Annotated in this window: 25 protein-coding genes and 2 pseudogenes; 6 read left to right on the top strand and 21 right to left on the bottom strand. The window is 32.8% G+C overall.

Annotated features, from left to right (window positions below):
- Positions 1–74: 74 nt before the first annotated feature.
- Together CN946_RS22355 and CN946_RS23940 are read right to left on the bottom strand one after the other, a co-directional pair.
- A complete protein-coding gene (locus tag CN946_RS22355) occupies positions 75–833 on the bottom strand; it encodes a metallophosphoesterase (RefSeq protein ID WP_286134026.1) in 759 nt (252 codons plus the stop codon).
- A 70-nt stretch (positions 834–903) separates the two neighbouring features.
- Positions 904–1,015: pseudogene (locus CN946_RS23940) on the bottom strand (acetyltransferase); the annotation flags it as partial.
- 18 nt (positions 1,016–1,033) lie between these two features.
- Between CN946_RS23940 and CN946_RS23635 the strand changes: the two are divergent.
- A complete protein-coding gene (locus tag CN946_RS23635; protein ID WP_176547417.1) occupies positions 1,034–1,207 on the top strand; it encodes a hypothetical protein in 174 nt (57 codons plus the stop codon).
- A 51-nt stretch (positions 1,208–1,258) separates the two neighbouring features.
- Here CN946_RS23635 and CN946_RS22350 read toward each other — a convergent pair whose 3' ends face one another.
- The 7 genes from CN946_RS22350 to CN946_RS22320 form a co-directional block, all read right to left on the bottom strand.
- Entirely contained in the window at positions 1,259–2,266 is a 1,008-nt protein-coding gene (locus tag CN946_RS22350; RefSeq protein WP_098863045.1) for a PTS sugar transporter subunit IIC, read from the bottom strand.
- Between the two features lie 114 nt (positions 2,267–2,380).
- Positions 2,381–3,772, bottom strand: coding sequence for an argininosuccinate lyase (gene argH, locus CN946_RS22345; protein ID WP_098863044.1), 1,392 nt, complete (start codon positions 3,770–3,772; stop codon positions 2,381–2,383).
- A 27-nt stretch (positions 3,773–3,799) separates the two neighbouring features.
- Positions 3,800–5,014, bottom strand: coding sequence for an argininosuccinate synthase (locus CN946_RS22340; protein WP_098863043.1), 1,215 nt, complete (start codon positions 5,012–5,014; stop codon positions 3,800–3,802).
- A gap of 48 nt (positions 5,015–5,062) precedes the next feature.
- Positions 5,063–6,100 carry an ornithine carbamoyltransferase gene (gene argF, locus CN946_RS22335; protein ID WP_098863042.1) on the bottom strand — a complete coding sequence of 346 codons (1,038 nt, stop codon included), beginning with the start codon at positions 6,098–6,100 and terminating at the stop codon, positions 5,063–5,065.
- Between the two features lie 253 nt (positions 6,101–6,353).
- Entirely contained in the window at positions 6,354–6,797 is a 444-nt protein-coding gene (locus CN946_RS22330) for a Dps family protein (protein ID WP_025672058.1), read from the bottom strand.
- Between the two features lie 62 nt (positions 6,798–6,859).
- The gene (locus tag CN946_RS22325; protein ID WP_098863041.1) at positions 6,860–7,633 is read right to left on the bottom strand and encodes a nucleotidyltransferase domain-containing protein; all 774 of its coding nucleotides are present in this window, start codon (positions 7,631–7,633) and stop codon (positions 6,860–6,862) included.
- Between the two features lie 162 nt (positions 7,634–7,795).
- The gene (locus CN946_RS22320) at positions 7,796–8,116 is read right to left on the bottom strand and encodes a hypothetical protein (RefSeq protein ID WP_141546964.1); all 321 of its coding nucleotides are present in this window, start codon (positions 8,114–8,116) and stop codon (positions 7,796–7,798) included.
- 245 nt (positions 8,117–8,361) lie between these two features.
- Here CN946_RS22320 and CN946_RS22315 point away from each other — a divergent pair, with 245 nt between their 5' ends.
- Positions 8,362–8,646 (top strand): YciI family protein, encoded by a 285-nt coding sequence (locus CN946_RS22315; RefSeq protein WP_098863039.1) that lies wholly within the window; start codon positions 8,362–8,364, stop codon positions 8,644–8,646.
- 62 nt (positions 8,647–8,708) lie between these two features.
- On the opposite strand, the gene CN946_RS22310 is transcribed toward CN946_RS22315, so the two are convergent.
- The 4 genes from CN946_RS22310 to CN946_RS22295 all read right to left on the bottom strand — a co-directional run bounded on the left by CN946_RS22310 (position 8,709) and on the right by CN946_RS22295 (position 12,455).
- A complete protein-coding gene (locus tag CN946_RS22310; protein ID WP_218012670.1) occupies positions 8,709–9,554 on the bottom strand; it encodes an aminoglycoside phosphotransferase family protein in 846 nt (281 codons plus the stop codon).
- A gap of 146 nt (positions 9,555–9,700) precedes the next feature.
- Complete coding sequence (locus tag CN946_RS22305; RefSeq protein WP_286134025.1) at positions 9,701–10,963, bottom strand: MFS transporter; 1,263 nt, start codon at positions 10,961–10,963, stop codon at positions 9,701–9,703.
- Positions 10,964–10,982: 19 nt separating this feature from the next.
- Positions 10,983–11,651: an HAD family hydrolase gene (locus tag CN946_RS22300; RefSeq protein WP_098863037.1), complete on the bottom strand. Its 669-nt coding sequence runs from the start codon at positions 11,649–11,651 to the stop codon at positions 10,983–10,985.
- 258 nt (positions 11,652–11,909) lie between these two features.
- Positions 11,910–12,455, bottom strand: a complete 546-nt coding sequence (locus CN946_RS22295; protein ID WP_098863036.1) for a GNAT family N-acetyltransferase — start codon at positions 12,453–12,455, stop codon at positions 11,910–11,912.
- 343 nt (positions 12,456–12,798) lie between these two features.
- Between CN946_RS22295 and CN946_RS22290 the strand changes: the two genes are divergently transcribed.
- Positions 12,799–13,410, top strand: a complete 612-nt coding sequence (locus tag CN946_RS22290; protein ID WP_098863035.1) for a DedA family protein — start codon at positions 12,799–12,801, stop codon at positions 13,408–13,410.
- Between the two features lie 47 nt (positions 13,411–13,457).
- Here CN946_RS22290 and CN946_RS22285 read toward each other — a convergent pair.
- A pseudogene (locus CN946_RS22285) lies at positions 13,458–15,545 on the bottom strand (heavy metal translocating P-type ATPase); the annotation flags it as partial.
- Between the two features lie 73 nt (positions 15,546–15,618).
- Positions 15,619–16,002, bottom strand: a complete 384-nt coding sequence (locus CN946_RS22280) for an ArsR/SmtB family transcription factor (RefSeq protein WP_098863033.1) — start codon at positions 16,000–16,002, stop codon at positions 15,619–15,621.
- A gap of 163 nt (positions 16,003–16,165) precedes the next feature.
- Between CN946_RS22280 and CN946_RS23630 the strand changes: the two genes are divergently transcribed.
- Positions 16,166–16,327 carry a hypothetical protein gene (locus tag CN946_RS23630; protein WP_176547416.1) on the top strand — a complete coding sequence of 54 codons (162 nt, stop codon included), beginning with the start codon at positions 16,166–16,168 and terminating at the stop codon, positions 16,325–16,327.
- A gap of 67 nt (positions 16,328–16,394) precedes the next feature.
- Here CN946_RS23630 and CN946_RS22275 read toward each other — a convergent pair whose 3' ends face one another.
- The 4 genes from CN946_RS22275 to CN946_RS22260 form a co-directional block, all read right to left on the bottom strand.
- Positions 16,395–16,910, bottom strand: a complete 516-nt coding sequence (locus CN946_RS22275; protein WP_098863032.1) for a PCYCGC motif-containing (lipo)protein — start codon at positions 16,908–16,910, stop codon at positions 16,395–16,397.
- A gap of 70 nt (positions 16,911–16,980) precedes the next feature.
- Positions 16,981–17,361, bottom strand: coding sequence for a hypothetical protein (locus CN946_RS22270; RefSeq protein WP_098863031.1), 381 nt, complete (start codon positions 17,359–17,361; stop codon positions 16,981–16,983).
- A gap of 196 nt (positions 17,362–17,557) precedes the next feature.
- Positions 17,558–17,896: a GNAT family N-acetyltransferase gene (locus tag CN946_RS22265; protein WP_176547415.1), complete on the bottom strand. Its 339-nt coding sequence runs from the start codon at positions 17,894–17,896 to the stop codon at positions 17,558–17,560.
- 252 nt (positions 17,897–18,148) lie between these two features.
- Positions 18,149–18,856 carry a DNA alkylation repair protein gene (locus CN946_RS22260; RefSeq protein ID WP_098863029.1) on the bottom strand — a complete coding sequence of 236 codons (708 nt, stop codon included), beginning with the start codon at positions 18,854–18,856 and terminating at the stop codon, positions 18,149–18,151.
- 88 nt (positions 18,857–18,944) lie between these two features.
- On the opposite strand from CN946_RS22260, the gene CN946_RS22255 reads away from it, so the two are divergent.
- Positions 18,945–19,730 carry a carbonic anhydrase gene (locus CN946_RS22255; protein ID WP_176547414.1) on the top strand — a complete coding sequence of 262 codons (786 nt, stop codon included), beginning with the start codon at positions 18,945–18,947 and terminating at the stop codon, positions 19,728–19,730.
- Positions 19,731–19,901: 171 nt separating this feature from the next.
- On the opposite strand, the gene CN946_RS22250 is transcribed toward CN946_RS22255, so the two are convergent.
- Positions 19,902–20,471 (bottom strand): beta-class carbonic anhydrase, encoded by a 570-nt coding sequence (locus CN946_RS22250; RefSeq protein ID WP_098863057.1) that lies wholly within the window; start codon positions 20,469–20,471, stop codon positions 19,902–19,904.
- Positions 20,472–20,740: 269 nt separating this feature from the next.
- On the opposite strand from CN946_RS22250, the gene CN946_RS22245 reads away from it, so the two are divergent.
- A complete protein-coding gene (locus CN946_RS22245) occupies positions 20,741–21,565 on the top strand; it encodes an aldo/keto reductase (RefSeq protein WP_098863027.1) in 825 nt (274 codons plus the stop codon).
- A gap of 74 nt (positions 21,566–21,639) precedes the next feature.
- Here the strand turns inward: CN946_RS22245 and CN946_RS22240 are convergent, their stop codons facing one another.
- Positions 21,640–25,731 carry a S8 family serine peptidase gene (locus CN946_RS22240; RefSeq protein WP_098863026.1) on the bottom strand — a complete coding sequence of 1,364 codons (4,092 nt, stop codon included), beginning with the start codon at positions 25,729–25,731 and terminating at the stop codon, positions 21,640–21,642.
- Positions 25,732–25,994 lie beyond the last annotated feature (263 nt).

The following is a 25,994-nucleotide window of genomic DNA, read 5'->3' as shown; positions in this document are numbered from 1 at the left end:
TATCAATGAAAAACTTATAAAAAACTTTTGGAATTAAAAAAAGAGATACAAATGCATCTCTTTTTTTCTAATGACTATATACTCTTAATCTCAATATAATGAGTTTCAGGACGTGCACCTAATCTAAGTGGTATAGTAGTCGTTCCATAACCATTACTTATAATTTGAGTCATCCCATCATATACATGCGTTTTACCTTTTTCATAAGGACCGTATCCAAAAATTCTTATTTGCCCTCCATGAGTATGACCACTTAAAACAAGTGATACCCCATGTTCCTTCTTTAATAATTTCAAAATTCTTGGATTATGACTAACTAAAAGCTTAAATGCATTTTGTTTTACACCTTGAAAGGCAAGATCAAGATCCACATGCCCAGTTTTCAAATCATCTACTCCGATTAATGTCCATTCTTTTTGTAAATGATTAACCGTAATAGATGAATTTTTCAATACAACTACATTCCATTTAGTAAATATAGTCTCTATATCCTTCTTTTCGATTTCGATATCATTATTTCCCCAAACAAAATATACTTCCCCAAGACTACTTAGTTTTTGAATATTTTGTTCAATTCTTTTTAGAGGCACTCCTTTTTCTAAAAGATCACCACCAATTATGACAAGATCAACTTGGTTAGACATTCTCTTTATAATAGAAGAATGTATTTTTCTTCTATGAATATCTGAAATAAAAAATAGTCTAATTGGCTTTTCAAGAGGAGCATTTGAAAAAGAAAATTCATGTTTTCTTACTATATTTTGATGAGCCTCTATGAACATATAAACTAACAGCAGAACACCTAGTAATATACAAATAAAAAAATAAATCATATAGCCCTCCATTTCCCGCATCAAAAGAAATACATACTCGCTGAGCTTTCCTAAAAAAGACTTTTCCTTCTCCTCCAACAACTACATTGTCAGGAACATCTTTTGTTACAACGAAAACCAAAAGCGATCACAACATTATGTCCAATCTTTATTCCTGGATTTATAATCGCTTTTCCACCAACATTTTAGGTGTAACTTTTATGGTATTCACTCTCATTGTATTTTCAATTATAGCGATTTTTGCAGGCAGCTTTGGTGAAAAATTGTTACAAAATGAGAAATCTTCTACAATTATCAATCTAGCACAAGGCATTATTTTTATAGGAATAGGTTTACTAAAACTATTGTGGATCGATAAAAGTGTAACCTATTAAAATGACAATACAATGAAAAATGAGTACTTTATTTAGTACTCATTTTTCTATTTATAATATTTTCAACTCTCCAGTTTTAATCATATTTGCTTGTTTTAAGAATATGTACACAATATATGAAACAATCCCAGGTACTAATATGTATGTAACAATCATCGGTATAATAACTGCACTTCCATAGGTAGCTAATAAATTCATTGGTGCAACAAGTGCACATAATCCTAAACCGGCAATTTCTTTTGGTGCTTCAATATGAAATAAGAATGCAGAAATCGGTCCAGCCACGGCACTTGCAACTATGGTTGGTATAAGTATCCTAATATTCCTGGTTACATTGGGTAGCTGTAACTTAGGTGTGATAATTAATAAACCAAGGATACTTCCTGGATCATTCTCTCGTGCAGAGATAACTGCTAATCCCACAAATTGCGCTGCACATCCCGCCAATGCGGCCCCGCCGGCTAATCCATCTAAATTCAAAGCAATTGCTAATGCAGCAGAGGAAGCAGGAGAAACAATTAATATTCCCCAAACCACTGCTAATACAATTGAAGCAATAATTGGCGAACCTTCTGTTGAAACTTTAATAAAATTCCCAACCGCTATTAAGATCGGAGAAATCCATTTTGATAAATATAATCCAACTAAACCTGAAATTAAGATGGCCAGTAAAGGCACAACCATTAAATCTAATTTCGTTTTACCTTGAACAGCTTTTCCAATCAGAATTGCAACTAAAGCTGATAATAATGCTCCTACTGGTTCACCCATCTTAATGGTCATTACCGTATCTACCATTAATAACGCCCCGGAACCGATTATTGCAGCTGCCATTGCAGAAAAAATGATTAACGTACTTGAACCTAATAAAACGGCTATACCTGCTCCAATAGCTGGTGCCATTAATAACTTAGTTGAAAATCCGATAGTCATTAAAGATTCAAAATGAAAAATTTTCCCAATACTCTCAAGTAAAGAACCGATCCCAATCATGACAAACACGGCATGTGCAATTCCTTCTGATGCTCTAAATACCCTACTTTTTTCTTGCTTACTCATATAATACCTACCTTTTTTTAGTAACTACTTCTAGTATTTGCATAATGAATAGAAAATTATTAATTAGAAGCACAAAAAAACGTCCAAATAGATTGGACGTTCTTAAATAGTAAATTATACCATATTTGTTGTATAGCTTAAACACTCTTCTGCTTTCATTATTTGTTTCCAGACTTCATTTGTAGAAGTTCCACCTTCACTAATTCTTGCTTCCATAACCGTTTTTGGATTTAATGTATGATAAATATCTTCTTCAAACACTTCATTTATCATCTTAAATTCCTCAAGATTTAATTCCCCAAGAAATTTATGATTCTCTATAGCATATAGAACCGTTTTTCCAACGATTTCATGAGCTTGGCGGAATGGAATATTTTTTCTAACTAAGTAATCAGCAAGGTCAGTAGCGTTTGAATAATCATTTTTAACAGCTTCATACATACGATTTTCGTTTACTTTCATAGTATCGATAATTCCCGAAAGTAATTGAAGTGCTCCTACAACAGTATAAACAGTATCAAACATACCTTCTTTATCTTCTTGCATGTCCTTGTTATATGCTAAAGGAAGTCCTTTTAAAACTGTTAATAACCCGATTAAGCTTCCATAAACTCTCCCTGTTTTACCTCGAAGTAATTCTGGAACATCTGGATTTTTTTTCTGTGGCATTATACTAGAGCCGGTACAAAAAGCATCGTCTAATTCAATGAACTGAAATTCTTGACTAGACCAAATGACAAATTCCTCTGATAGTCTAGAAATATGTGTCATAAGTAATGACGAATCAGAAAGGAACTCTACGATAAAATCACGATCGCTTACTGCATCTAAACTATTATGATAGATATCGCTAAAACCAAGTAATTCAGCAGTACGATGACGGTTAATTGGAAATGTAGTTCCAGCTAACGCACCTGCACCTAATGGAGAAATATCCACTCGTTTTAAACTATCTTTGAATCGGCCTTTGTCACGCTCAAGCATCCAAAAATACGCAAGTAAATGATGTGCAAACGAAACAGGCTGTGCTCTTTGTAAGTGCGTATACCCAGGCATAATTGTATTTACATGCTTTTTTGCTTGCGTAACGATTTTATTTTGAACTTCTTCAATTAAATGAATAATAGAGGACGTATTATTTTTTAAAAAAAGGTGCATATCCGTTGCTACTTGATCATTTCGACTACGCCCTGTATGTAGTTTTCCTCCTACAGGACCAATTTCTTCAATTAACAAGCTTTCGATATTCATATGAATATCTTCATTTTCAATACTAAATTGAACCTCATTTTTCTCAACTTTTTTTAATATATTATTTAAACCATCTATTATTAGTTCAGCTTCATTGATTTCAATTATGCCACATTCACCAAGCATGGTTGCATGTGCGATACTACCAGCTATATCTTCCTTGGCCATTATTTGATCAAATTCAATTGATGCCGTAAATTCTTCTACTAATTGGTTTGTCTCCTTCGTAAAACGTCCGCCCCAAAGCTTTGACATAACTGCCTCCTTCATCCAACCTATATTTTATTTACTTAAAACTGTATTTTTCTGTGTAACTTCGCTATAAACCTTTGTTGGTAATCCCCACAGTTTAATAAAGCCTACTGCTGCATTATGATCAAATAAATCACCCTTTGAATAGGTTGCAAGCTCTTCATTATATAGACTAGTTTCCGATTTTCTACCTACTACTGTATGAGTGCCTTTAAATAATTTCACACGAACAATACCACTTACTGTTTCTTGAGTTGTATTTACAAACGCATCTAAAGCACCCATTAAAGGTGAATACCACAATCCATCGTAAAGCATTTTAGAAAATTGTTGTTCAATACTTACTTTAAAATTTGTCACCTCACGAGGCAATGTAAGGAACTCTAATTCTTTATGAGCATTGATTAAAATTAGCGCTGCTGGATTTTCATATACTTCACGTGATTTTATGCCTACTAATCTATTTTCAATATGGTCGATTCTTCCAACACCGTGTTTTCCACCAAGAACATTTAATTGTTCAATTAGTTGAACTAGATCAATAGGCTGACCGTTTAAGCTAACAGGTACACCTTTTGAAAATTCAATTTCAATATATTCAGGAACATCCGGAGTATTTTCAATGGCATTCGTCCAATCAAAAGCTTCTTCCGGTGCTTCATTCCATGGATTCTCTAATACCCCTGCTTCACAAGCTCTTCCCCAAATATTTGCATCAATTGAAAATGGATTATCTAGATCGACCGGAATTGGAACACCATTTTCATGTGCGTACTGAATTTCCTCATCACGAGTCATACCCCATTCACGAACAGGAGCCACTACTTTAAGATTCGGATTCAAGGCCATTACTGAAACTTCGAAACGAACTTGATCATTTCCTTTTCCAGTACAACCGTGTGCTACTGCAACTGCACCTTCTTGCTTCGCTACATCGACTAATAATTTTGCAATTAAAGGTCTTGATAGAGCAGATGATAGTGGATACTTTCCTTCATATAATGCATTCGCTTTTAGGGCCGGTACAATATAGTCATTTGCAAATAAGTCTTTTACATTGATCATATATGACTTAATTGCCCCTAAATTTAACGCTTTTTGACGAACCGATTCAACATCTTTCCCTTCGCCTAGATCTAGACAAAGTGCAATCACATCGTAGTTATATTTCTCTTGTAACCATTTAATACAAACTGAAGTATCTAAACCACCTGAATATGCTAAAACAATTTTTTCATTTCCCATGTTATTACCCCCAATTAGATTTTTAAAAAATATAATAGATTTTTAGAATTATAAACTACCCATTAATGCAACTAAGATCGCTTTTTGAGCGTGAAGTCGATTTTCAGCTTCATCAAATACTACCGAATGCTTACCATCAATTACCGAAGCTGTTACTTCTTCCCCTCTATGTGCAGGTAAGCAGTGCATGAATAAATAATCATCTTTAGCGTTTTCTAATAAGTGATCATTTACTTGATACGGGCTAAAATCTTTTAAGCGAATTTCAGTCTCTTCCTCTTGCCCCATACTGGTCCAAACATCCGTTATCACAACATCAGCTCTACTTACACCATCTACAGGATTATTCACTACTTCAATAACACTTCCAGTTGTTTTTGCAACATGCTTCATCGATTGAAGTACAACTTTATTCGGTTCATACCCAACGGGACATGCAATCGTTAAATAAACACCTAACTTAGCTGCACCTTCAATTAAAGAATGGCAGATGTTATTATTTCCATCTCCTACATAAGCAATCTTCAAACCTTTTAATCTACCTTTATGTTCAAGAATTGTTAAGAAATCAGCCATGATTTGAGCAGGATGGTGTAGATTTGTTAAACCATTAATAACTGGAATTGACGAATGCTCAGCAAACTCGGTCAACATCTCATGAGTATTTGCTCGAATCATGACCCCATCTACATAACGAGAAAATACTTTCGATGTATCATGAACAGTTTCGCCTCTACCAAGTTGTAAATCTTTACTACTCATAAAGATTGCATGACCGCCTAATTGCATCATGGCAATTTCAAATGAAAGTCTCGTTCTCGTAGAATTCTTTTCAAAAATCATCCCTAGTACTTTGTCTTTTAAATAAGGATGTGCCTCTCCCGCCTTCTGCATATTTTTCATCTCTAATGATTTTTCAAGTAAGAATAATAATTCACTTGATGAAAACTCACTGATCGAAAGAAAATTTTCCCCTTTAAAATCCGACCATTTTACAGAGCTAAAATTCCCTTTTGTAACATTCCCTTTTGTCTTTTGAATATAACCATTTTTCTTTACATGGTTTTCTTTCAATACTTTACTCATAAATCCATCCCCTTTTTTTAGAAGTTCAGATTCTTATATAATGAATGATTATACACAAATATAAATAATTATACAATTAGTTTTTTAGTTTTTTTTGGTAATTTTTTTATTAATAATTTTAAAGTGCCATCAAAACCCTTATAAACACCTGTTTTACACTGAAAAGCAAGATGAAAAAAACGGTTAAAATAAAAAAAGGTGAATTAACCAATCATATTTAATAATTGGTTAATTCACCCATTTAAATATTTATTCATTTACCAAGAAAAGATTTTAACATCCAAAGCATCTTCTCAATTTCAGCAATCTTACCTAAAAATAAGTCCGCTGTTTCTTGATCATCACTTTCTTCTGCTACCGAGATCACATCACGCGATTCTTGTACAACTTTTTCATAGTCTTTAATCAGATCAGATACCATTTCTTCTGCAGAAAACGTATGATTCCCTTCTTTAATCGTAGCCGTTTCTAAGTATTCACGAAGTGTAGCAATTGGTTTTGCACCAATTGTTAAAATACGTTCTCCTAAATCGTCTACCATTACTTTTGCATCGTCATAATACAATTCAAATTTTTCATGTAAAGTAAAGAAATTCGGTCCTTTTACATACCAATGATAGTTATGTAATTTTACGTATAACACATTCCAATTCGCAAGTTGTTGATTTAATAGACTTTCTAAATTTGCCAACTTCATTCACACTCCAATTTCTTTGTTAACATACAAAGAAATTTTTCCCAAAAAGTGTGCAGTCTATTCTATTTTTCCCATGAATCTTCAATTGTAGTTCGAAATAATTCGTTTAAGTTCTCAGTATTCACCTTGTTTGATTCAGTAATTCCCTTCACATACTCTTCAAAAAACTGAATTTTATTTTCAATAAAATCATTTAATATTTTTTTTCTAGGCTCTAAATCTAATTCTTCACCTTGTTTTTTTCGGATTAATAACTTGTCTACTTCTTCTAAAAATTCCTTTTCTAACCCTTCCATCTCTAAAAGTTCTTCAAACAAAATTGGAGGAATTTCATTATATTTTTGGATCCATATACATGCTAAAATTGGTCTTAAAACATAAAAATACTTTTTAATCTTAACTTCTTCCCATTGCAAATAATCACGGTAATTCCCTTTGGCCATATGGAGATAATGGTAAATACACGCCTTTTTAGAAAGAATTTCATTACCGATTTTTCTTAATTCTACTGAAATCGTTAAATCATCATGATAAACAATTGGAGACCTTAACCATTCTAATAAGGCAGGGTTTGATTTTGCAAAAAGATTAAGTGCCTTTTTTAAGTCCCACCCACTAAAGTCGAGTAAATCATTGATTGGATATTCAATTACATCACGTTTTTGGTCAATGCTTAAATACCAATCTCTGCGATGAACATAGACAAAACGTACATCATAATCGCTGTCTTTAGATGGAAATCCCCACGCTCTACTACCGGACTCAACTGCAAATAGTATTTTTACGTCATGTTCGGTTTCTATTTGTTTTAGTTTTTCTCTAATTATTTCCTTCATAATGACCCCCTATCCCTCCGTCATTCCATGCTATAGTATAACTAGTATAATTATAAATTACTATTAAATTTAAGGACAGTTATGACTGTCTTTATTATCCTCTTTTAGCTTTAACTATCTATTTGGAGTCATCCTGTGCCCACTGTAAACCTTTTGTTCTAATTAATAATAAATTCGAGAAATTCCTTGAGTAGAGTCATATTTTGAAATTGATTTTAACTTTTCTTCAAGAGGGATAATATCTGCTTTTTTCAATTCCTCCAAGTAGTTTACATCTCCATCTTCACTATCAAAATGTAATTTATTATCATTTTTATTAAATGTAATAGATTTTCCAATAGGAACCATATATTCATTTTCATCTTCAATTAACTCAAGAATTTCCATTTTAGGATAAGTTTTAAAATCCTCATTAGTTACTAAAGAATTTATTTGATTAACTACCTCTGTGATCATGTCTAATTTTTCATCGTCATTCATCATTTATTCACCTCATTTTATATTTCCCAACTTCGGACAAGTTTTTCTCGATATATAGTTTAATCGATTTCAATTAATCTCCAACTATTCAATATTTACTCCATCTTCTGCTCTTGAAAGCCTAAGACATATTGCTCCAAATGGCATTTGTATATTTCACTCCTAAATTATATTATGGAGAAAAACTAATGGATTTAACCAGATTCAATAGTAATAATAACTCGTATATATGATAGGATGTGGCTTAAGTGGAAAACTTTATTTATGTTTTAAAACCAGTTCGATCAACTTTTTTACATGATTCAACGGAAGAAGAACGAAATATTGTATCAGAGCATTTTTATTATCTACAAAACTTAAATAAAGAAAAGACAGTATCTTTAGCAGGAAGAACAGAAGAAGCTGAATTCGGTATTGTCATCTTAAATACAGAAGGCTTACAACAAGCTGAGGAGATCATGCAAAATGATCCGGCTGTTAAAAAGAATGTTATGACTGCTAAATTATATCAATTTTTAATTGCATTAAATTAAATACCAAAAGTGCATCGAAATTGACTAATTCAAGTCATTCCCGATGCACTTTTTATTGTTAATTATTTAAAATTAAAAAATATATTTTCTAATTCTTTTAATGTAGTAGCTTTCTTAGCTACTTCGGACTTTTCTTGATAGAAACTAATATTACTAAAACGATGTAGTAATAAATACGTCATTAATTCTTTTTGTAAGGTCTCATTTAATTCATTATTCGTATAACCATAGCTTTCTAGAAAAATTTTATTTAGTCCTTCAAAAGGATAAAACATAAACGCAATTGGTCCAAGTAAATCATATTTTGAGTTTCCTACAAAACAATCAGCAAAATCAATTAAACCAGTAAATTTCCACATACCATCAACTTTATTCATGATTAAATTAAATGGCGTGTATTCTCCAGTTAATAGCACGATTTGTTCTTTTCCTTGCAATGTTTTATCTTCTACATAGCTTGTTAATTGGGTAAATAAATCATCATTCATTCCGTTGTTTTTATGCTGATTCTCTACTTGCTCCAATTGATTCGTAATAAATTGCTTCCAATAATCATAATCATCTTGTTTTGTTGAGATCGTTGCGTCATGGATTTCTCTTATTATTTTTCCTAAATCAAACGCAATTTGCTTTTTCTCCTCAAAAGACAGTTCATCAAAGACATCAATTAAAAGAGTCCCTTTTAGTTCACTCATTACTAAATAGCTCCAGCCTTCAAATTGACCAGTTGAAATTAATTTAGGAACATCTACGGACAGCGTTCTCCTGTTTAAAAACTCAAGAACCTGTTTCTCCTTTATGAACTCGTCATTCACATAGGAAGGATATAATTTAATGACAATTTCACCATCTATACTAAAAACAATATTTCCACCGTACGAAAATCGAGTAAGCTTTTCATAATTCACCTTTTCTAACTCACAAATTTTACGGATCTTACCTTCCCAAAAACAATTTTTCTCGCGCATTATTTTATATTTATCTTTTGTTATTTTATAAAGATAGGTCATCAATTCTACCTCAATTATTAAATATTTTTTTATTAATTTTCCTTCTAAGCAGAAAGATTTTGATTTAATACCGCTCTTTTTTTAATATTAAGTACAAATAATGTTGCAACTAAACAAAAGATACCTGCTGCAATAAAGATTGATTGGTAGGCATTTAACCAAGAATAAACTAAACCTCCACCATATGCTGCAGCTCCAGCACCTAATTGATGGGCAGTATAAATCCATCCATAGATTACCCCTACCTTCTCTTTACCGAAATGATCCGTCGCTAGTTTAATAGTTGGAGGAACTGTAGCAATCCAATCCATTCCATAGAAAATGGCAAAAGCACTTAAATAAATGATTGAATTAGTAGACAAAGCAAAAGGAAGAATAAGTAATGATAATCCTCTTAAACCATAATACCAAAATAACAACCAACGATTATCAAAGCGATCGGAAATATATCCGGATAAAGTCGTTCCTATAATATTAAATATTCCCATGAACGCTAAAATACTAGCTGCCGTCACCTCTTTATATCCATAATCGATACAAAGTGAGATAAAATGAGTACCGATCAAACCACTAGTTGAAAAGCCACAAACGAAGAAACTTCCCGCTAATAACCAAAAAACGTTCGATTTGGCACCTAATTTTAACCCATCAAAAGCTGCCTTCACTGGATTAATATTGTTCGCTTGCTTCTGATTACTTTTTTCAGCCCCTAAAGGTAAAACCCCAACATCTGCTGGATCATTCTTCATAAAAATCCAAAGTAAAACATAAATGAAAACACCAAAAGAAAATATGGTTAAAACGGCATTTCTCCATGAATAATGTTCAACAATATATGCCATAAGCGGTAAGAAAACAAGCTGACCGGCTGCTGAACTAGAGGTCAAAAGACCTAACGCTAAACCACGCTTTTTTTCAAACCATGTTGTTGCAACATACGCATTTAATACCGTCAAAAATGCCCCCGCACTTAATCCAATAATGATTCCCCAAATGATAAATAAATGCCAAATTTGCGACATAATCGTTGTTAGTAAAATAGCAGTTAATAAGGTTCCCATACCTATTAACAATACTTTTCTAACACTAAACTTTTGATATAATCCAGCAATAAATGGACCAGAGAATCCAACAAGAGTTATACAAATCGCAAACGCACCAGAAATTGATGCTCTACTCCAACCAAATTCCTTTTCAAAAGGAATCATCATCACTCCAGACATCGTATTTGTTACAGCAGCAATAATGACGGATAAGAATGTAACAATTAAAATAACCCAAGCATAATGTATTTTTCCACTCTTCAATCAAACTCCTCCTTCATTATTAAACCATTATCTTACTCTCATTTAATAACACGCTTTTTAACTGATCTACACTATTAACAATTGCATTCGCTCCTGCATCAGTTAATTCTAACTCACTTCCATAACCGTAAGTTATACCAATCGCATCAATATTAGCGATTTTTGCACCTTTTATATCGTGAAGTCGATCCCCAACCATTACCGAATTTTCCTTAGAAAGATCATTATTCATTTCAAAAATATACTCAATGATCTCGCCTTTATCGATTCTTGTGCCATCTAGTTCACTTCCAACAATATCAACAAAGAACTCATCGAGTTGGAAATAGCTCAATATTTTCTTTGCGAAAATAGTTGGTTTTGAAGTCGCTACATATAGCCTTTTTTTCTCTTTTTGCAGATCGCTTAGAAGGTCACGTATCCCATCATATACATTATTTTCAATCATACCACTCTGCGAAAAATATTCGCGATAAAAACGAACTGCATTTACTCTATCTTTTTCATTTAATTGAAAAATTTCAGAAAAAGATTGTTGAATCGGAGGCCCAATAAATTTTAAAAGCTCTGCTTCTAATGGAATAGCTATATTCAATTTCTGTAATGCATACTTTACCGAGTTCAAAATCCCTACCTTTGGATCCGTCAATGTACCATCTAAATCAAACAGGATTGTATGATAAGTCATTATTTTATACCTCCATCATTTTTACTCCATAAAAAAGCGTTAGCATTTTTAGCTAACGCTTCTTTTTGTAGAAAAAATACAAAAAACTTGATTTTCAGACTGATTGCAAGCGCTTGTCTTTCGAGGCGCGAAGCCTGGTGAGGAGCGGAGTTACCCTAGACGGTAATGAGCACCGCAGACAGGCGAAGCAACGAAGAAAGCGAGCGTTTGTCAACAGTCTGAAGCGTTAGCATTTTTAGCTAACGCGAATTTATCAATTTACTTTTTCCATTCAATTTTCAACATACTATAAACAGCAATATCATAAAACTTATCTCTAATTTGCTGTGCTTCTCTTTGGACACCTTCTTGTTTAAAATTTAAACGTTCAGGAATTGCCCTACTCTTTCCATTTTCAACAGCCGCTCTAATCACAACTCGATTAAGATTAAGCTCATCATAACAATATGAAACTAAACCTTCTACAGCACGAGTCATTATTCCTTTACCTTGTACATGTTCACTTAACCAATAACCTATTTCAGTTGTTTGATTCGACCAGTCAATATAATGTAATCCTAACATACCTACTAGTTCATTTTTATAAAAAATGCCCGCTTCAAAACCATTATTATCTGCAAATTTTTGTAGCCACATAGGTATAATCGATTTTTGATAATCCTCGATCAATGGAATATTTTCAGCCCAAATCAACCATTCTTTTAAGGAGTTTTGATTTTCCTTCAGTGCCTCTACTAATGTTGCTGCATATTTAGATGTTAATAAATTGATTGATAAATCCTCACTTATTTGAACCTTAAACATGTCCATCCTCCTTTTTTTACTAAGACATTATTCCTAATTAGCTAATTACATTTCTTTAGATTTAGGAGAAGTATTGTAACCAAATCTAATTTCTGCTTTTATATTAATCTACTTTAATTCTCTATAAACAGATCTAAATCCTCTGACTTTCAAAAAAATATTTTAATCCATTGTTCACCTGACATAAAATCTACATTTTATTAGTTGTTTGTTTAATCTATTTTTGGAACAAGTTTCACAATTACTTGCCTAAATCACTAGTTACATAGTATATTTTTTCACAAGGAATATTAAAAATTTCTAATTATTTCTTAAAAATAAAAATCAAACTTGAGGTAATTTCATGCAAAACTGGATTATTGAAACGATGGATACATTTGGCTATTTAGGTATCTTTTTATTAATTGCATTAGAAAACTTATTTCCTCCAATTCCTTCCGAAGTAATTTTAACGTTTGGAGGGTTCATGACTACAGAATCTTCACTATCTAAAATAGGTGTTATTTTCTTTTCAACTTTAGGATCAGTAATTGGAGCAATCATACTTTTTTGGATTGGTACTTTACTAGATATAAAAACGTTAGAAAAAATCGTAGATCGCTGGGGGCATTTTTTACGTTTAACTAAAAAGGATGTCCATAAAGCGGACGAATGGTTTTCAAAATACGGTGTTTGGACTGTCTTTTTCTGTAGACTAATTCCATTAATACGTAGTTTAATTTCTATACCAGCTGGAATGGCTAGAATGAATTTTTGGATCTTTTTGTTATTTACAACTTTAGGCTCATTAATATGGAATACAATTTTAGTTTTAGTTGGTGCATCAGTCGGTGCATCCTGGGAAAAGATTGTTGAGTATATGAATGTGTACTCAAGTATTATTTATGGAATATTAGCGATTGGATTGGTCATTTTTATTTTCCTTTTTATCAAAAAAAGAAAACGCTCTGTTTAAATAAGAAAAAAACTCAGACTAATTTCGTTTAGTCTGAGTTTTTTTCTTTATTTATTTCTAAGTACTCTCATCGAATTCAATACTGCCAATACTGTAACACCAACATCTGAAATTACTGCTTCCCACATTGTAGCTATTCCGATTACACCTAGTAATAAGAAAAATCCTTTCACTGCTAAAGCAAAAAAGATGTTTTGCCATACAATTTGTCTTGTACGTTTAGCGATTTTAATTGCATCTACAATTTTTGAAGGTTCATCCGACATTAATACAACATCAGCAGCTTCAATTGCTGCATCGGAACCAATGCCACCCATTGCAATACCTATATCTGCTTGTGCTAAAACTGGTGCATCATTAATACCGTCCCCAACAAATGCTATTTTTTCTTTCGATGATTTTATTTTTTCTATCAATTCAAGCTTTTCTACTTTCTGATGTGGAAGAAGCTCTGAATAAATATCATCGATACCTAATTCTTTGGCAATACTTTTCGCAACTGAGTTAGCATCACCTGTTAACATGACAGTTTTTTTAATTCCAACTTTTTTAAGCTCTAGTATCGCTTTTTTCGCATCATTTTTTAGTTGATCTGCAATGACAATTGATCCTATATAATGATTATTTTTTGCTAAATAAACTGTTGTGCCTACTTCTCTAGTTGGTTCATATAAAATTGAATGACTTTCCATTAGTCTTGAATTCCCTACTAACAGAGCATCTCCATTAATCGTAACGCTAATTCCATGTCCGGCAATTTCAGTATAGTTAGATAGCTTTGCTTCAACAATATCTTTACCATACTTTTGACGAATTGATAATGCGATTGGATGGGTAGAATAAAACTCTCCATAAGCAGCTAATTCCAATAACTCCTCTTTCGAATGACCACGAGTAGGTATAATCGAGCTTACTTGGAATTGCCCTTTCGTCAACGTTCCAGTTTTATCAAACACAATATATTTCAAATCATTTAATGCTTCTAAATAATTACTTCCCTTTACTAATACTCCCGATTTTGAAGCTGCTCCGATTCCTCCAAAAAATCCTAAAGGAATTGAAACAACTAGAGCACATGGACATGAAATAACTAGGAAAATTAATGCTCGATATACCCAATCATAAAGTGTTTCACCTGGAATAATAATTGGTGGAATGATTGCAATAATGGCTGCTGTGATCACAACTATAGGTGTATAAACCTTTGCAAATTTTGTAATAAAATTTTCAGTAGGAGCCTTTTTATTAGTTGCATTTTGCACAAGTTCTAATATTTTTGATACTGTTGATTCATTAAATTCCTTTGTGACTTCAATTTCGAGTAAACCTTGAACATTTATAAATCCACTTAATACTTCATCACCTTCAAATATTTCTCTTGGTAATGACTCACCTGTTAATGCAGAAGTATCAACACTTGAAAATCCACTTTTTACAATTCCGTCTAACGGAACCCTTTCCCCAGGTTTAACGATGATCGTATCACCAATTTGAATCTTTTCAGGAGATACTTGTTCAGTTTTGTCACCATTTTTTAAATTAGCATAATCAGGACGTATATCCATTAATTTCGAAATCGAATTCCGTGATCGATTTACTGCAATACTTTGGAACAATTCACCTAACTGATAAAATAGCATTACCGCAACAGCTTCAGGGTATTCTCCAATAATAAATGCACCAATTGTAGCTACTCCCATTAAAAAATTCTCATCAAATACTTGCCCTCTAAAAATATTTCGAATCGCTTTTAAAACAACATCGGCACCTGCTATTAAATAGGCAGCAATAAAAATAATCAATTGAAAGAGCGTTGGTACATTAAGTAATTGAGCTAAAATTAATAAAGCAGTACCAATTCCTAATTTAACAATAAGTTTTTTTGTTTCAGCATTCATTCCCTGTTTCTTTTCTTGCCCAAGTTTTGTATCCATTTTTGATACAGGATTAATATGCGGTTCTAATACACGAATTTTATCTTTAGCGCTCTCGATAACTGATTCTTTTTGTTCCTCACTCGTCGTAATTGTCATCGTTAAAGTTGCAAAATTTACTGAACATGCATCAACGCCTTCAAGTGTGGAAATTCCTTTTTCAATCTTCATCGCACAATTAGCACAATCAAGACCTTCTAATTTTAATTCACTATTTACTTGCCTTTGCCCCCTACTCAATAAACTCAACTCCTCTCTTTAAGAAACACCTATATTAATCCTCTAAAATATGTTCTAGTGCTTGATTAAAAATTTGTGTAACATGACTATCTGCTAACGAATAATAAACTACTTTACCTTCTTTACGATTTTTTACTAAATGCGCCTGTTTTAATACACGTAACTGATGTGATATGGATGATTGAGTCATTTCTAATAAATAAGCTAGGTCACATACACACATCTCAGATTGACTAAGTGCATGTAATATTCTCGTTCTCGTCTTATCTCCAAGAATTTTAAAAAGTTCTGCTACTCCTGTTAATGTTTCTATATTTAACATGCTTCCTTTTACTGAAAGAATTATATCCTCATGCATAACCGTTTGTTGACAAGCCTCATCACAAACTTCGTCAACTTTCTTTTTTTCTTCAATCATAAACTGTCCTCCTATGAATACATGAACAACCACTCATATGTTTTCTATATATATATTATATGAGTAATTGTTCATATGTGTCAAAATATTATTTGTAAAATTTAAAGGAATATTACATATGATAAAGAAATGATTAGTAATGCATACAAAAGGAGAAAATTTAATGACTCTAATCGGATATCTTTTTTGGGGAATTTGCTTAGTAGCCGTAATATTTATCTTTTTAATCGAAAAAAAATTAGGAACAACTCCTCCTTACAAAACAGAGCATCAAGCATTATATGAAGAAATTACAAAGATTGATCGAGCCATTGTACAGGAATAAGCGTATAAATAAAAAAGTCAGACAGTTACCGGAATTTCTCAGTAACTGTCTGACTTTTAATTTTGTCTTATCCCTGTTCTTTTGGCATAGGGGTATTTGTAGGCTTGGCATATCCATCTTTATATTTATTATCAATGACTTTTCGAATTTCTAACGGCGCTTTTCCTTCTTGCTGTAATTTCGCTGATTCAACGGCAATTTCCATACAGTTGATACATGAAGTTGCATGGCTATCCCACACGATTGAACCATCATCTTTTACTTCATGAATAAAGCAATCTAAATTACTTTTATGACCTACACTTTCACCGCAACCACAATAACATGGAATATTTTTAAGTAAATCAGCATGCTGTGCTGCCACCATATAAACTTGTTGAATCTGGTGTTCTTTATCACCTAAAAATTTCGGTAAAGTTTCTTTATTGATTGTTTGTTCTCTAATATCACTTGTTTGAATATGCTCAGCATGTTTTTCATGGTTCTTCGTATTATTCGTTTCAGCTTGTTGGTTACTGCATCCCGTTAACAAAATGGAAAACGTTATAGCTGAAAGTACATTATGAATTGTTTTTCGTTTCATCCTTTTCCTCCAATAAATGCACGTTAATCTTATTTTAATAATTATTGGAGTGGAAAACAAATTCTTTTAACTATGAATAAATAACTGAATCGATCAACATTTTCAATAAACTTGTAAATAAAAAGAAAAACCTAATCAAAAAACCAGCCCATGCAAAACGTCTATATTTTTCCCATCGTTCCTGATTATCATTGCGTTTACAGATCCACATCAAAATCCAAAATCCAAGTGGTAAAATTGGTATTTCAATTCGGTATTGATTAAAATTCAAATTAATACTAAAGACAAATAAACCGATAAGCATTGCAATAATAGCCTTCCATACTTCTGGTTTCAAATCATTTGTTCTATAAATCCAAAATAGTAAAATGCCAAGAGTAATATAATTTACTAGCGTAATAATGAGGGTAGAAACAAAATGATATTCATCAAAATGGATATTAACGTCCATTAGATTCTCCTTTTTAATTTGATGGTTTCTAATAATTATGACGGTCTTTACGATAATATTTAGTTAATTCACAATTTTCATCATCAATTGATTCTAAATATAAATTAAATCCTTTTTTCTCAAGGATCTTTACTGAATATATGTTTTTTGCTTCAACGGTAGCTACTATAAAATTTAACTTTCTAATTTCAAAACATTAATCTTCTATTAAACTAGCAATCTCAGAGCCATAACCATTTCCCCATTCTTCTTCAGCTAATCGATAGCCTATTTCAAACTCATCCGCTTCATTTTTTATAACCGCACATGTTCCGATCAATTGACTAGTCTCATTTTTACAAACTGCCATCACTTCAAAATTAGCATTTTTCTCCTTATACATTTGAAGAATCTTAATTAATTCATTTTCAGTTTCTTCTAATGTTTTGGGACGATTTGTAATATATCTCATTACATTCACATTAGATTGAAGTTTATGTAATGAACCTAGGTCGTCCATTTTAAGCTCTCTTAAATATAGTCTATTTGATTTCATAATCATGGTTTTCTCCCATTTCTTTCTAATAAAAAGTCACCTATTAAAATAGGTGACTGAGTGTGTAGACAAACTCCTAAAAACCTGATTTACAGACTGATTGCAAACGCTTGTCTTTCGAGGCGAGAAGCCTGTTGAGGAGCGGAGTTACCTTTGACGGTAATGAGCACCGCGCAGGCAGGCGAAGCAACTAAGAAAGCGAGCGTTTAGCGGGCAGTATGAGTCACCTATTAAAATAGGTGACTTATCAAATTAACAAATACATGTTTTTTTCTTAACCCCAAGCTTTCCTTTCGCTTCGACCTTTTCAATATAGTCGCTTGCTAGTGGTACCTTACAAGCCGTATCTCCTAAGTCCACGTGGACTTTTCCAATCTTTTGGCCAACCATCATTGCTTCAACTGTAAGACTTGGTACAAAACTTCCGACTGCAATTACAAACCCATTCATCGTATAACGAACTCTATTTTTTGAAGTATGTATATTTTTTTCAACATAATTAAGTAATTCACGAACTTCTTCCTTATCAATCTCTTCATCTGATGCAATTGATAAATAATGACTATAAGTGCTCCATCCACAATCTTCAATTAATTCATCATCTGACTTCAACCATTCTCTAGCTAATTCGATTGCATACTGGCTTTCTGCTGCAACAGCACCTACAATACTTTCAGCAATCATATACCAGTAAGCTTCTTTCGCCCAATTTTGAAGCTGTTCTTTTGTCATTAATTTCGGATTAATTGATAAACCAGCTAAATACATCGCATCTGAATTTCCTGTATGAAAAAGTGATAATGCTAATTCCTGATCCTTTTTAACATATTTAACTAGCTTTTTCATATCACCAATTTTAACCCCAAAGAATGGTTCCTTTGCACCATGACGCAAAAAAGTTTTTTTCGTTTGCTCAGTTCCCATTTCCTCTAATGATTTCATAACTTCTTCTAATGTCATCATCTTCTCCCCCTTAATATAGGTTTGTTCCGTAACATCGTTGTCTAAAATGTATCCTATCATACATATCAAGGAAGGAAAGTATAAAATGAACTATTTTTTTCTATTCACCATACTATCCAGTCTTACACTCTCAGCCTGTTCAAATAGTAAGATCGTGCAAGAAGTTCACCCAAATAAATCAATAGTTTCAGCTGCAAGAAATGAAGACTGGTCTTACACAGGAAAAACTGGACCAAATTATTGGAGTTCAATCAATAAAAAATACGCACTATGTTCAACTGGGAAACAGCAATCTCCAGTAAATATTGATCAAGCCATAAAAAAATCACTACCTTTAGGGATAAATTACCATAATGATCTTTTTAAAATAGAAAGGTCGCAGTACACGGTAAAATTCATTCCAGTTAATCACTCCAACTCAATTAATTTAAATGGAACAAACTATACATTACTACAATTTCATTTCCATACTCCAAGTGAGCATACGTTAAATGGGAAACAAAGTGATTTAGAGATTCATTTTATAAATGAAAATAGTAATAAATCTATTATTACAATCGGAGTACTAGTTGATCGTGGGAGATTGAATAAAGAATTCCAAAAAATACTAAATGCAAATCCTATGGATGAAGATCTTGAGGGAAAGGTTGTAAAAATCAATTTGCAGTCCTTTATTCCGTATACTAGTAAAAAATTTTCGTACACTGGCTCTTTTACAACTCCTCCATGTACTGAAGGGATTAAATGGATAATCTTTAACAAACCTATCCAATTTTCTGAAGAACAAATCCATTCTTATCAAAATTATTTCGAACCAAATAGCCGTCCCGTTCAGCCATTAAATGGTAGAGACTTATTTGAATCTTGGTAAACATAATGGGGGCATGGGGTACTATTACTATTATTGCTTGATTTCCAAAATTACTTCCTCATAACATCCTGTAGAGGAAATCAACATGATAATTTTATTTAGCTACCATCTTCTTTTTCAACAACATAAAAAAGTTATCCTACTTAAAGGATAACTTTTTTGTTTATATCGTTATTCAGCAGTTTTTTCATCTCGATGAACTACTTCTAATTTACCTGTATGTGGGTCAATTACTAAACCATGAATTTCAATCTCTTTTGGAACAAGTGGATGGTTTTTAATAATTGAAACACTGTGGTTAACACTGTCGTATACATTCGAAAAACCAGTTAACCATTTATCTAAATCTAGACCTGAAAACCCTAAAATTTCAAGGTTTTCTTCTTTAATTCCTCGTTCAACCATTTTTTCTTTTATTCGTGTAGGATTTGTATTCCCCATTCCACACTCATGGTGACCGATTACTAATACTTCTTTAGCCCCAAGTTCATAGATTGAAACTAGAATACTTCTCATAACTGAACCAAACGGATGGGCAATAACTGCACCAGCTGTTTTAATCATTTTCACGTCACCGTTTCTAATATCAAGAGCCTTTGGTAAAAGTTCAACTAGACGTGTATCCATACAAGTAACAACTACTACCTCTTTATTCGGAAACTTTGAAGCTGTGTATTGCTCATATTCCTTATTTTCAACAAACTTCTTATTAAAATCTAAAATCTGATCTAACATATAAATTTCCCCTCCAAACAAAAATAAAGAGCATTTTTCCTATACTTATATTGAAGGAAAAGCTCAAAATATACAACCATTTTACACTCATTTATAGTATTATTCTAAAATTATGTTTTCATTTATACCGTTTTATTTATATTTTTTTAATATGGAAAATACACACCTAATCGAAGTGCTTTATTATTATTTCCCTATTAATTTAGATCAATTTTTTTTATTTTTAAAGTTTATATTGTACACTAGATTTAGTCTTTAATAAGGAGGGAATTAAAATGAAGTTTGAACATTCTATTGACTTACATAATGGAGTTAAGATGCCTCAATTAGGTTTAGGTGTGTGGCGTGTGTCACCAGAAGATGGTGTAGATGCAGTCCGAACAGCTATCGAAGTAGGTTATCGTCATATTGACACTGCAGCTGTCTATCAAAACGAAGAGCAAGTAGGTGAAGCAATTCGCCAATCTGGTGTTTCCCGTGATGAACTTTTTATTACAACAAAAGTTTGGAATGCTGATCAAGGCTATGATTCAACTTTAAAAGCTCATGAAGAAAGTCTAAAAAAATTAGGTTTAGACTATGTTGATCTTTATTTAATTCACTGGCCAGTAAAAGAAAAATATTTAGATACATATAAAGCATTAGAAAGACTTTACGATGAAAAGCTTGTGCCAGCAATTGGTGTTTCAAATTTTCATGTCCATCACTTAGAAGATATTGCAGCTCATCGCAATATTAAACCAATGGTTGATCAAGTCGAATTACACCCAATGTTTCAACAAAACGAATTACATGAATATTGTCATAAAAACGGCATTGCATTAGAAGCATGGAGCCCATTAATGCAAGGTGGCGAAGCTTTAACAAATCCTGTTATAAAAGAGATTGCTGATCAATATGGTAAATCAACTGCCCAAGTTATCATCCGTTGGCACTTGCAACGCAATGTAATCGTTATTCCTAAATCAATCACACCTTCACGAATTCAAGAAAACTTTGAAGTTTTCAACTTCGAGCTTTCATCAAATGATATGCAACAAATTGCTACACTTGATGCAAATAAACGTGTAGGTCCAGACCCTGATAATTTTGATTTTTAAGAAGCTGGATTAAGTTTATAGGAATTCAGATTTAAAAAATGGCTACCTCTTTGTAAAGTAGCCATTTCCCTTATTTAAATTCCAAGTTGTGCTTTAATTGTATCTAATGTTTGCGTTTTGTATTTCTTTTTCGGAATAGGTGCATTTTGGTTAGATGGATTTTGTTTTAAGTAATTTTTTTCTACAAATTGGAAATCTGTCGCGTTTACAGATCCATCATTATTAATATCTGCACTTCTTTTATTCGTCCCCCAATATGTTTGAATATAAAGTGCATCATAAACATCGATTACGTCATCCCCATTAACGTCTCCTGCAGTTGCTTTGTCGCTAAAGTATTGTAATGTCTGTCCCCAAATCGTACCATTTTTATCTAATCCGATTGGGATTTCACGCTTCACCGTAAAATGACCTGGCACTTTTAATTCCCAAGTAAACGATTTAGTCGTTAATGGTAGATTAGAAATTTTGTAATCTCCATAACTTACTAGAGTTGATGAGCCATCGTATACTTTTCCATTTCCATCAATCACTCGAACAGTTGCACCAGAAGTCGTCCAATTCCAATTTCGGTTATAGACTGAAGCCTCTGCACCTAATGTACCAAATACTTCAGAGAATGTTGGTTGGATCAACCATTCCATACCAGCTGAAGAAAGGGTAATTCGATTACCTTGATCATTCGTATAAGCAATTGTTGGATTTACAGGTGCACTCACCGCAAATGTTGTACTCTTTACCTTTAATTTTAGGTTTATCGCAGGTATTATTCCACTAACTGTTTTTGCTTCATCTAAAGCAAGCTTTACTTTTGAATTATTTCCAGACGTTTCAACAGTTACCGTTGCGTCTAAATCCTTCAATGCTTCATTTGCTTTCGCATCTAAAACCTCAAAGTTTTGACCTATATTATTAAGCGTCCATTCAGCAGATTTCAGATTTTGAACATTATTTAAAACAAACGTAGCATTAACCGTATCTCCCATTTTCACATTTACATTATCAGTCTTCACATATCCGTAAGGCGACCCTGCTTTAACAAAGTAATAGTTTTTCTTTTGTGTCGTGTTATTTGCTCCATCTAATCCATTCAAAGTATAGGTCAAGAATGTACTAGTCTCGTTCATTGGTACACTTAAATCAATTTTCCCATCTACTCCTACAGGAAGTACAGGATTGAAGTTACCATTAACTGAATAATTTACTTTGTTAATTGATTGATCAACTTTCATTCCAAATTCATTCATATTTGCAACTTCCTGATCAGTTACATTCACTTGAACAGGAATTGTTTTTTGACCTGGTTGATATTCTATAACAGGTGACTCATTTCCATCAAATGATGTAGTCATACTCGGTATATTATTATCTATATATAAATCATTATAGTTAACGAACACTTTATCTCTAGCGCTTGTACCAATTATTTTAATTCGATATGGCCCTGGTTTTACATAACTTAATGTTGGCGAAATTGGCTGTGTTGTATCACCAGTATAAGCGTGGTAAGTACCATTAAAGAAAGCACTTAGTAAATAATTTGTCCCATCGTATGACGAGCTTAGATCAATTGTTCCAATAACGCCTAAATCATTTCCTGTCTTTCCATCTTGTAATACGATGTCCATTCGTTTCATTGGTGATTTAAAATTAAAAATTAAATCACTAAACTGATAAGGGGTATAGCTACGTTTTACATGTAAAAATGGAGGTGATATTGATTTATTAGAAAGTGTTGTTGAATTAAAGCCTTCTCCAGTAGTTCGTACACTAAATGGAATTCGATATTGTTCATTCTTGTCATCTTTATTTGTTACAATAATATACCCCTCATAAATACCTGCCTTAGCGCTTGCTGGAACGGAAATAGAAACAGGTATTTTCTTAGTATCTAACGATTGAACTTTAATTTCTGAAGGAATATTTACACTAACTCCGTTTTCGCTAGCATTCAGCGAGCCATTAATACCTGTTTGAAAGTTAACATCTACATTAAATTTTTTTAGTTTATCCTCAACATTTGTAAAGTTTACTTTCTTTTCTACTAGAATATCTTCATTTGCATAGTGACTACCAAAGCTAAGCCCACCTGTTTGTTCTTTTACTTTTATGTTTTCGCCATTCAGTGGAAAAACTGTTTCATCTTGAACTTGTATTTTCATTCCTGTATGTACAGCTCGATAAGGATCTACACGACCTGCACCTACATCAAAGACACTATAGCTATCTGTTAAAGGCTTAGCAGTATTCATTAAAATCGTTTTAATGTCCCCAGGTTCAAGCGCTGGATTTGCTTGGAGTAATAAAGCAGAAATACCAGTAACATGGGGTGCCGCCATAGATGTACCTGACATACGAGAGTATGCATACTGATAATTAGTTTGGTCATTCTTGTAAATAGAATAAGCAGGTACGCTTGATAACACACTTACACCAGGTGCAGTAATTTCTGGCTTTATATCATAATTACTTCTAGAAGGTCCACGTGAACTGAAGCTAGCAAGTTTATCTGCATCCGTATTAACTTCTTTCAAATCTTTAAAAGTCAGTTTCGTGTGGCCAGCTGCTAATTGTGCTTTAAAATCTAAACCTTGTTCATAGCTCATTGAAAATGCAGGGATAAAGTTTTGTTCCTCTTTCACGAATTGTGATGGACCTGCATTTGGAATATTACTATAAGCAATGATTGCACGTGCTCCGTGATTTTTTGCATAGACAGTTTTGGACTGCGTGCCAATTACACCTGTACTTACAAAAACAACCTTTCCAGCAACGTCTTTATTTAAATAATCAGAGTCATTTCCAACCCCTAAGTCTACTACATCTAAAGTTTGGTCGTTAAATAATTTTAAATCTGAAGCAAAATCATTATAGAGAGTACTTAATTGAAATGGTGTTTCAATCCCGTTAAGAACACCTGTATATTTAGTAACTGGAATAGGTGCACTACTTGCTCCTACCGTTAATGCAAGTGCGGCTGCACCCGGTGAACCTAGCGTATAAGAGTTCGGCCCACTATTTCCCGCTGAAACTGATGCTGTCACACCGTTAAGTACAGCATAATTTATTGCTGTGCTAGTTGGATACATTGGATCATTTATGTTTGCTCCTAGTGAAAGGTTAATAACATCCATTTTATCTTCAACAGCTTTTTCAATACCAGCTAGAATATCGTCCAATTCTCCAGTCCCATAAGGACCTAAAACACGATAAACAAACAGGTCAGCATCAGGTGCAATTCCCTTAACTGCTACACCACCAGTATTTTTAGCTCGACCTGCAATGGTACCTGAAACGTGAGTACCATGACTTGTATAGTAAGATGAAAGATTTTGATCAAACTCTGGTCGGCCAGATTTTTTCCAATCGTCATATGTAGTTTCCATCGGATCTAGATCATTATCTACTAAGTCATATCCGCCTTTAAATGCATCCTTCAAATCAGGGTGATTATAATCAACTCCTGTATCAATTACACCTACTTTTACGCCTTTCCCTGTAATCCCTTCTTCGTGCAGCTTATCTACACCTAAAAATGGTATACTCTCGATTCTTTTAATTGAATTTTGTTCTTCTGTAGAATCTGATGCTACCGGTGGATCGATTGAAAATTCAACACTTTTATAAACAGCTTGAACTGAATCAGATTTTAATAGTGTTTCAACTTCATTCGCCGGTAGTTTCAGAGCAACCCCATTGTAAACAGTATCAAATGAACGAGTAATTTTATATGTATTCCCGCCACTTTTCTCCTTAGAAGATGGTAGAATTTTCGTTAAATCTTCTTCAAAGGAAGTATGATCATGTTTAACTCTACTCTTCGCTACAGTAGAAGTTAAAGATTTCCCTTCTAATGCAGATTCAAGAATAGCAACCTTTTCAGGCTTGGATTTAAATTCAACAATAACAGATATGTCAGAACTACTCTTTAAGTCATTTTTATCAAATCCTTGTAATCCATAGCTCTCAATCGATTTTAGCTTCGTTAAAGCATCCCTTTGTTCTTGGGTCAATGAGGCTAATATTTGCTCAGATGTTTTACCATTTACAGTTGTTGCAGAAGCATAGTCTTTTTGAATTGTTGGAAATAACATTCCAAAAAATATGGCGGCCGCTGCAGAGCCTTTTAATACTCTACTAAACTTTTCATTTTTTAATTTTTTCACCTAATCCCTCTTTTCTAATGAATAACGATTCTTCCCAATCCCTACTAAAACTACATTTAATAAGTGAGGACATACCAGAAAATTGATATATCTTACTCTGACTCATTAAATTTAATTATAATTTTTTACATTTTTCAGTCAATTGGGACATTTTCGTCTATATTTTTCAAGGGTTCTTTCGTTTTTAACCTATTTTCGACATGTTTCTGCCAAAAATTTGTGGGAATTGGTTTATTTTCTAGAATTTATCAAAAATCACAAAA

The organism is Bacillus sp. AFS053548 (assembly GCF_002575105.1).
Lineage (GTDB): Bacteria > Bacillota > Bacilli > Bacillales > Bacillaceae_G > Gottfriedia.
The sequence above is the reverse complement of the archived record's forward strand: the minus strand, read 5'-3'. Positions and strand labels throughout refer to the sequence as shown.

Excerpts from the sequence above, each read along its gene's own strand:
- CN946_RS22300 (WP_098863037.1), bottom strand. The coding sequence starts at position 11,651 with ATGACTTATCATACAATCCTGTTTGATTTAGATGGTACATTGACGGAT.
- CN946_RS23630 (WP_176547416.1), top strand. The coding sequence starts at position 16,166 with ATGACTCTAATCGGATATCTTTTTTGGGGAATTTGCTTAGTAGCCGTA.
- CN946_RS22265 (WP_176547415.1), bottom strand. The coding sequence starts at position 17,896 with ATGAAATCAAATAGACTATATTTAAGAGAGCTTAAAATGGACGACCTA.
- CN946_RS22255 (WP_176547414.1), top strand. The coding sequence starts at position 18,945 with ATGAACTATTTTTTTCTATTCACCATACTATCCAGTCTTACACTCTCA.
- CN946_RS22325 (WP_098863041.1), bottom strand. The coding sequence starts at position 7,633 with ATGAAGGAAATAATTAGAGAAAAACTAAAACAAATAGAAACCGAACAT.
- CN946_RS23635 (WP_176547417.1), top strand. The coding sequence starts at position 1,034 with ATGGTATTCACTCTCATTGTATTTTCAATTATAGCGATTTTTGCAGGC.
- CN946_RS22290 (WP_098863035.1), top strand. The coding sequence starts at position 12,799 with ATGCAAAACTGGATTATTGAAACGATGGATACATTTGGCTATTTAGGT.
- CN946_RS22260 (WP_098863029.1), bottom strand. The coding sequence starts at position 18,856 with ATGACATTAGAAGAAGTTATGAAATCATTAGAGGAAATGGGAACTGAG.
- CN946_RS22280 (WP_098863033.1), bottom strand. The coding sequence starts at position 16,002 with ATGATTGAAGAAAAAAAGAAAGTTGACGAAGTTTGTGATGAGGCTTGT.
- CN946_RS22355 (WP_286134026.1), bottom strand. The coding sequence starts at position 833 with ATGATTTATTTTTTTATTTGTATATTACTAGGTGTTCTGCTGTTAGTT.
- CN946_RS22330 (WP_025672058.1), bottom strand. The coding sequence starts at position 6,797 with ATGAAGTTGGCAAATTTAGAAAGTCTATTAAATCAACAACTTGCGAAT.
- argH (WP_098863044.1), bottom strand. The coding sequence starts at position 3,772 with ATGTCAAAGCTTTGGGGCGGACGTTTTACGAAGGAGACAAACCAATTA.
- CN946_RS22270 (WP_098863031.1), bottom strand. The coding sequence starts at position 17,361 with ATGGACGTTAATATCCATTTTGATGAATATCATTTTGTTTCTACCCTC.
- CN946_RS22320 (WP_141546964.1), bottom strand. The coding sequence starts at position 8,116 with ATGATGAATGACGATGAAAAATTAGACATGATCACAGAGGTAGTTAAT.
- CN946_RS22245 (WP_098863027.1), top strand. The coding sequence starts at position 20,741 with ATGAAGTTTGAACATTCTATTGACTTACATAATGGAGTTAAGATGCCT.
- CN946_RS22295 (WP_098863036.1), bottom strand. The coding sequence starts at position 12,455 with ATGTTTAAGGTTCAAATAAGTGAGGATTTATCAATCAATTTATTAACA.
- CN946_RS22350 (WP_098863045.1), bottom strand. The coding sequence starts at position 2,266 with ATGAGTAAGCAAGAAAAAAGTAGGGTATTTAGAGCATCAGAAGGAATT.
- CN946_RS22275 (WP_098863032.1), bottom strand. The coding sequence starts at position 16,910 with ATGAAACGAAAAACAATTCATAATGTACTTTCAGCTATAACGTTTTCC.
- CN946_RS22340 (WP_098863043.1), bottom strand. The coding sequence starts at position 5,014 with ATGGGAAATGAAAAAATTGTTTTAGCATATTCAGGTGGTTTAGATACT.
- argF (WP_098863042.1), bottom strand. The coding sequence starts at position 6,100 with ATGAGTAAAGTATTGAAAGAAAACCATGTAAAGAAAAATGGTTATATT.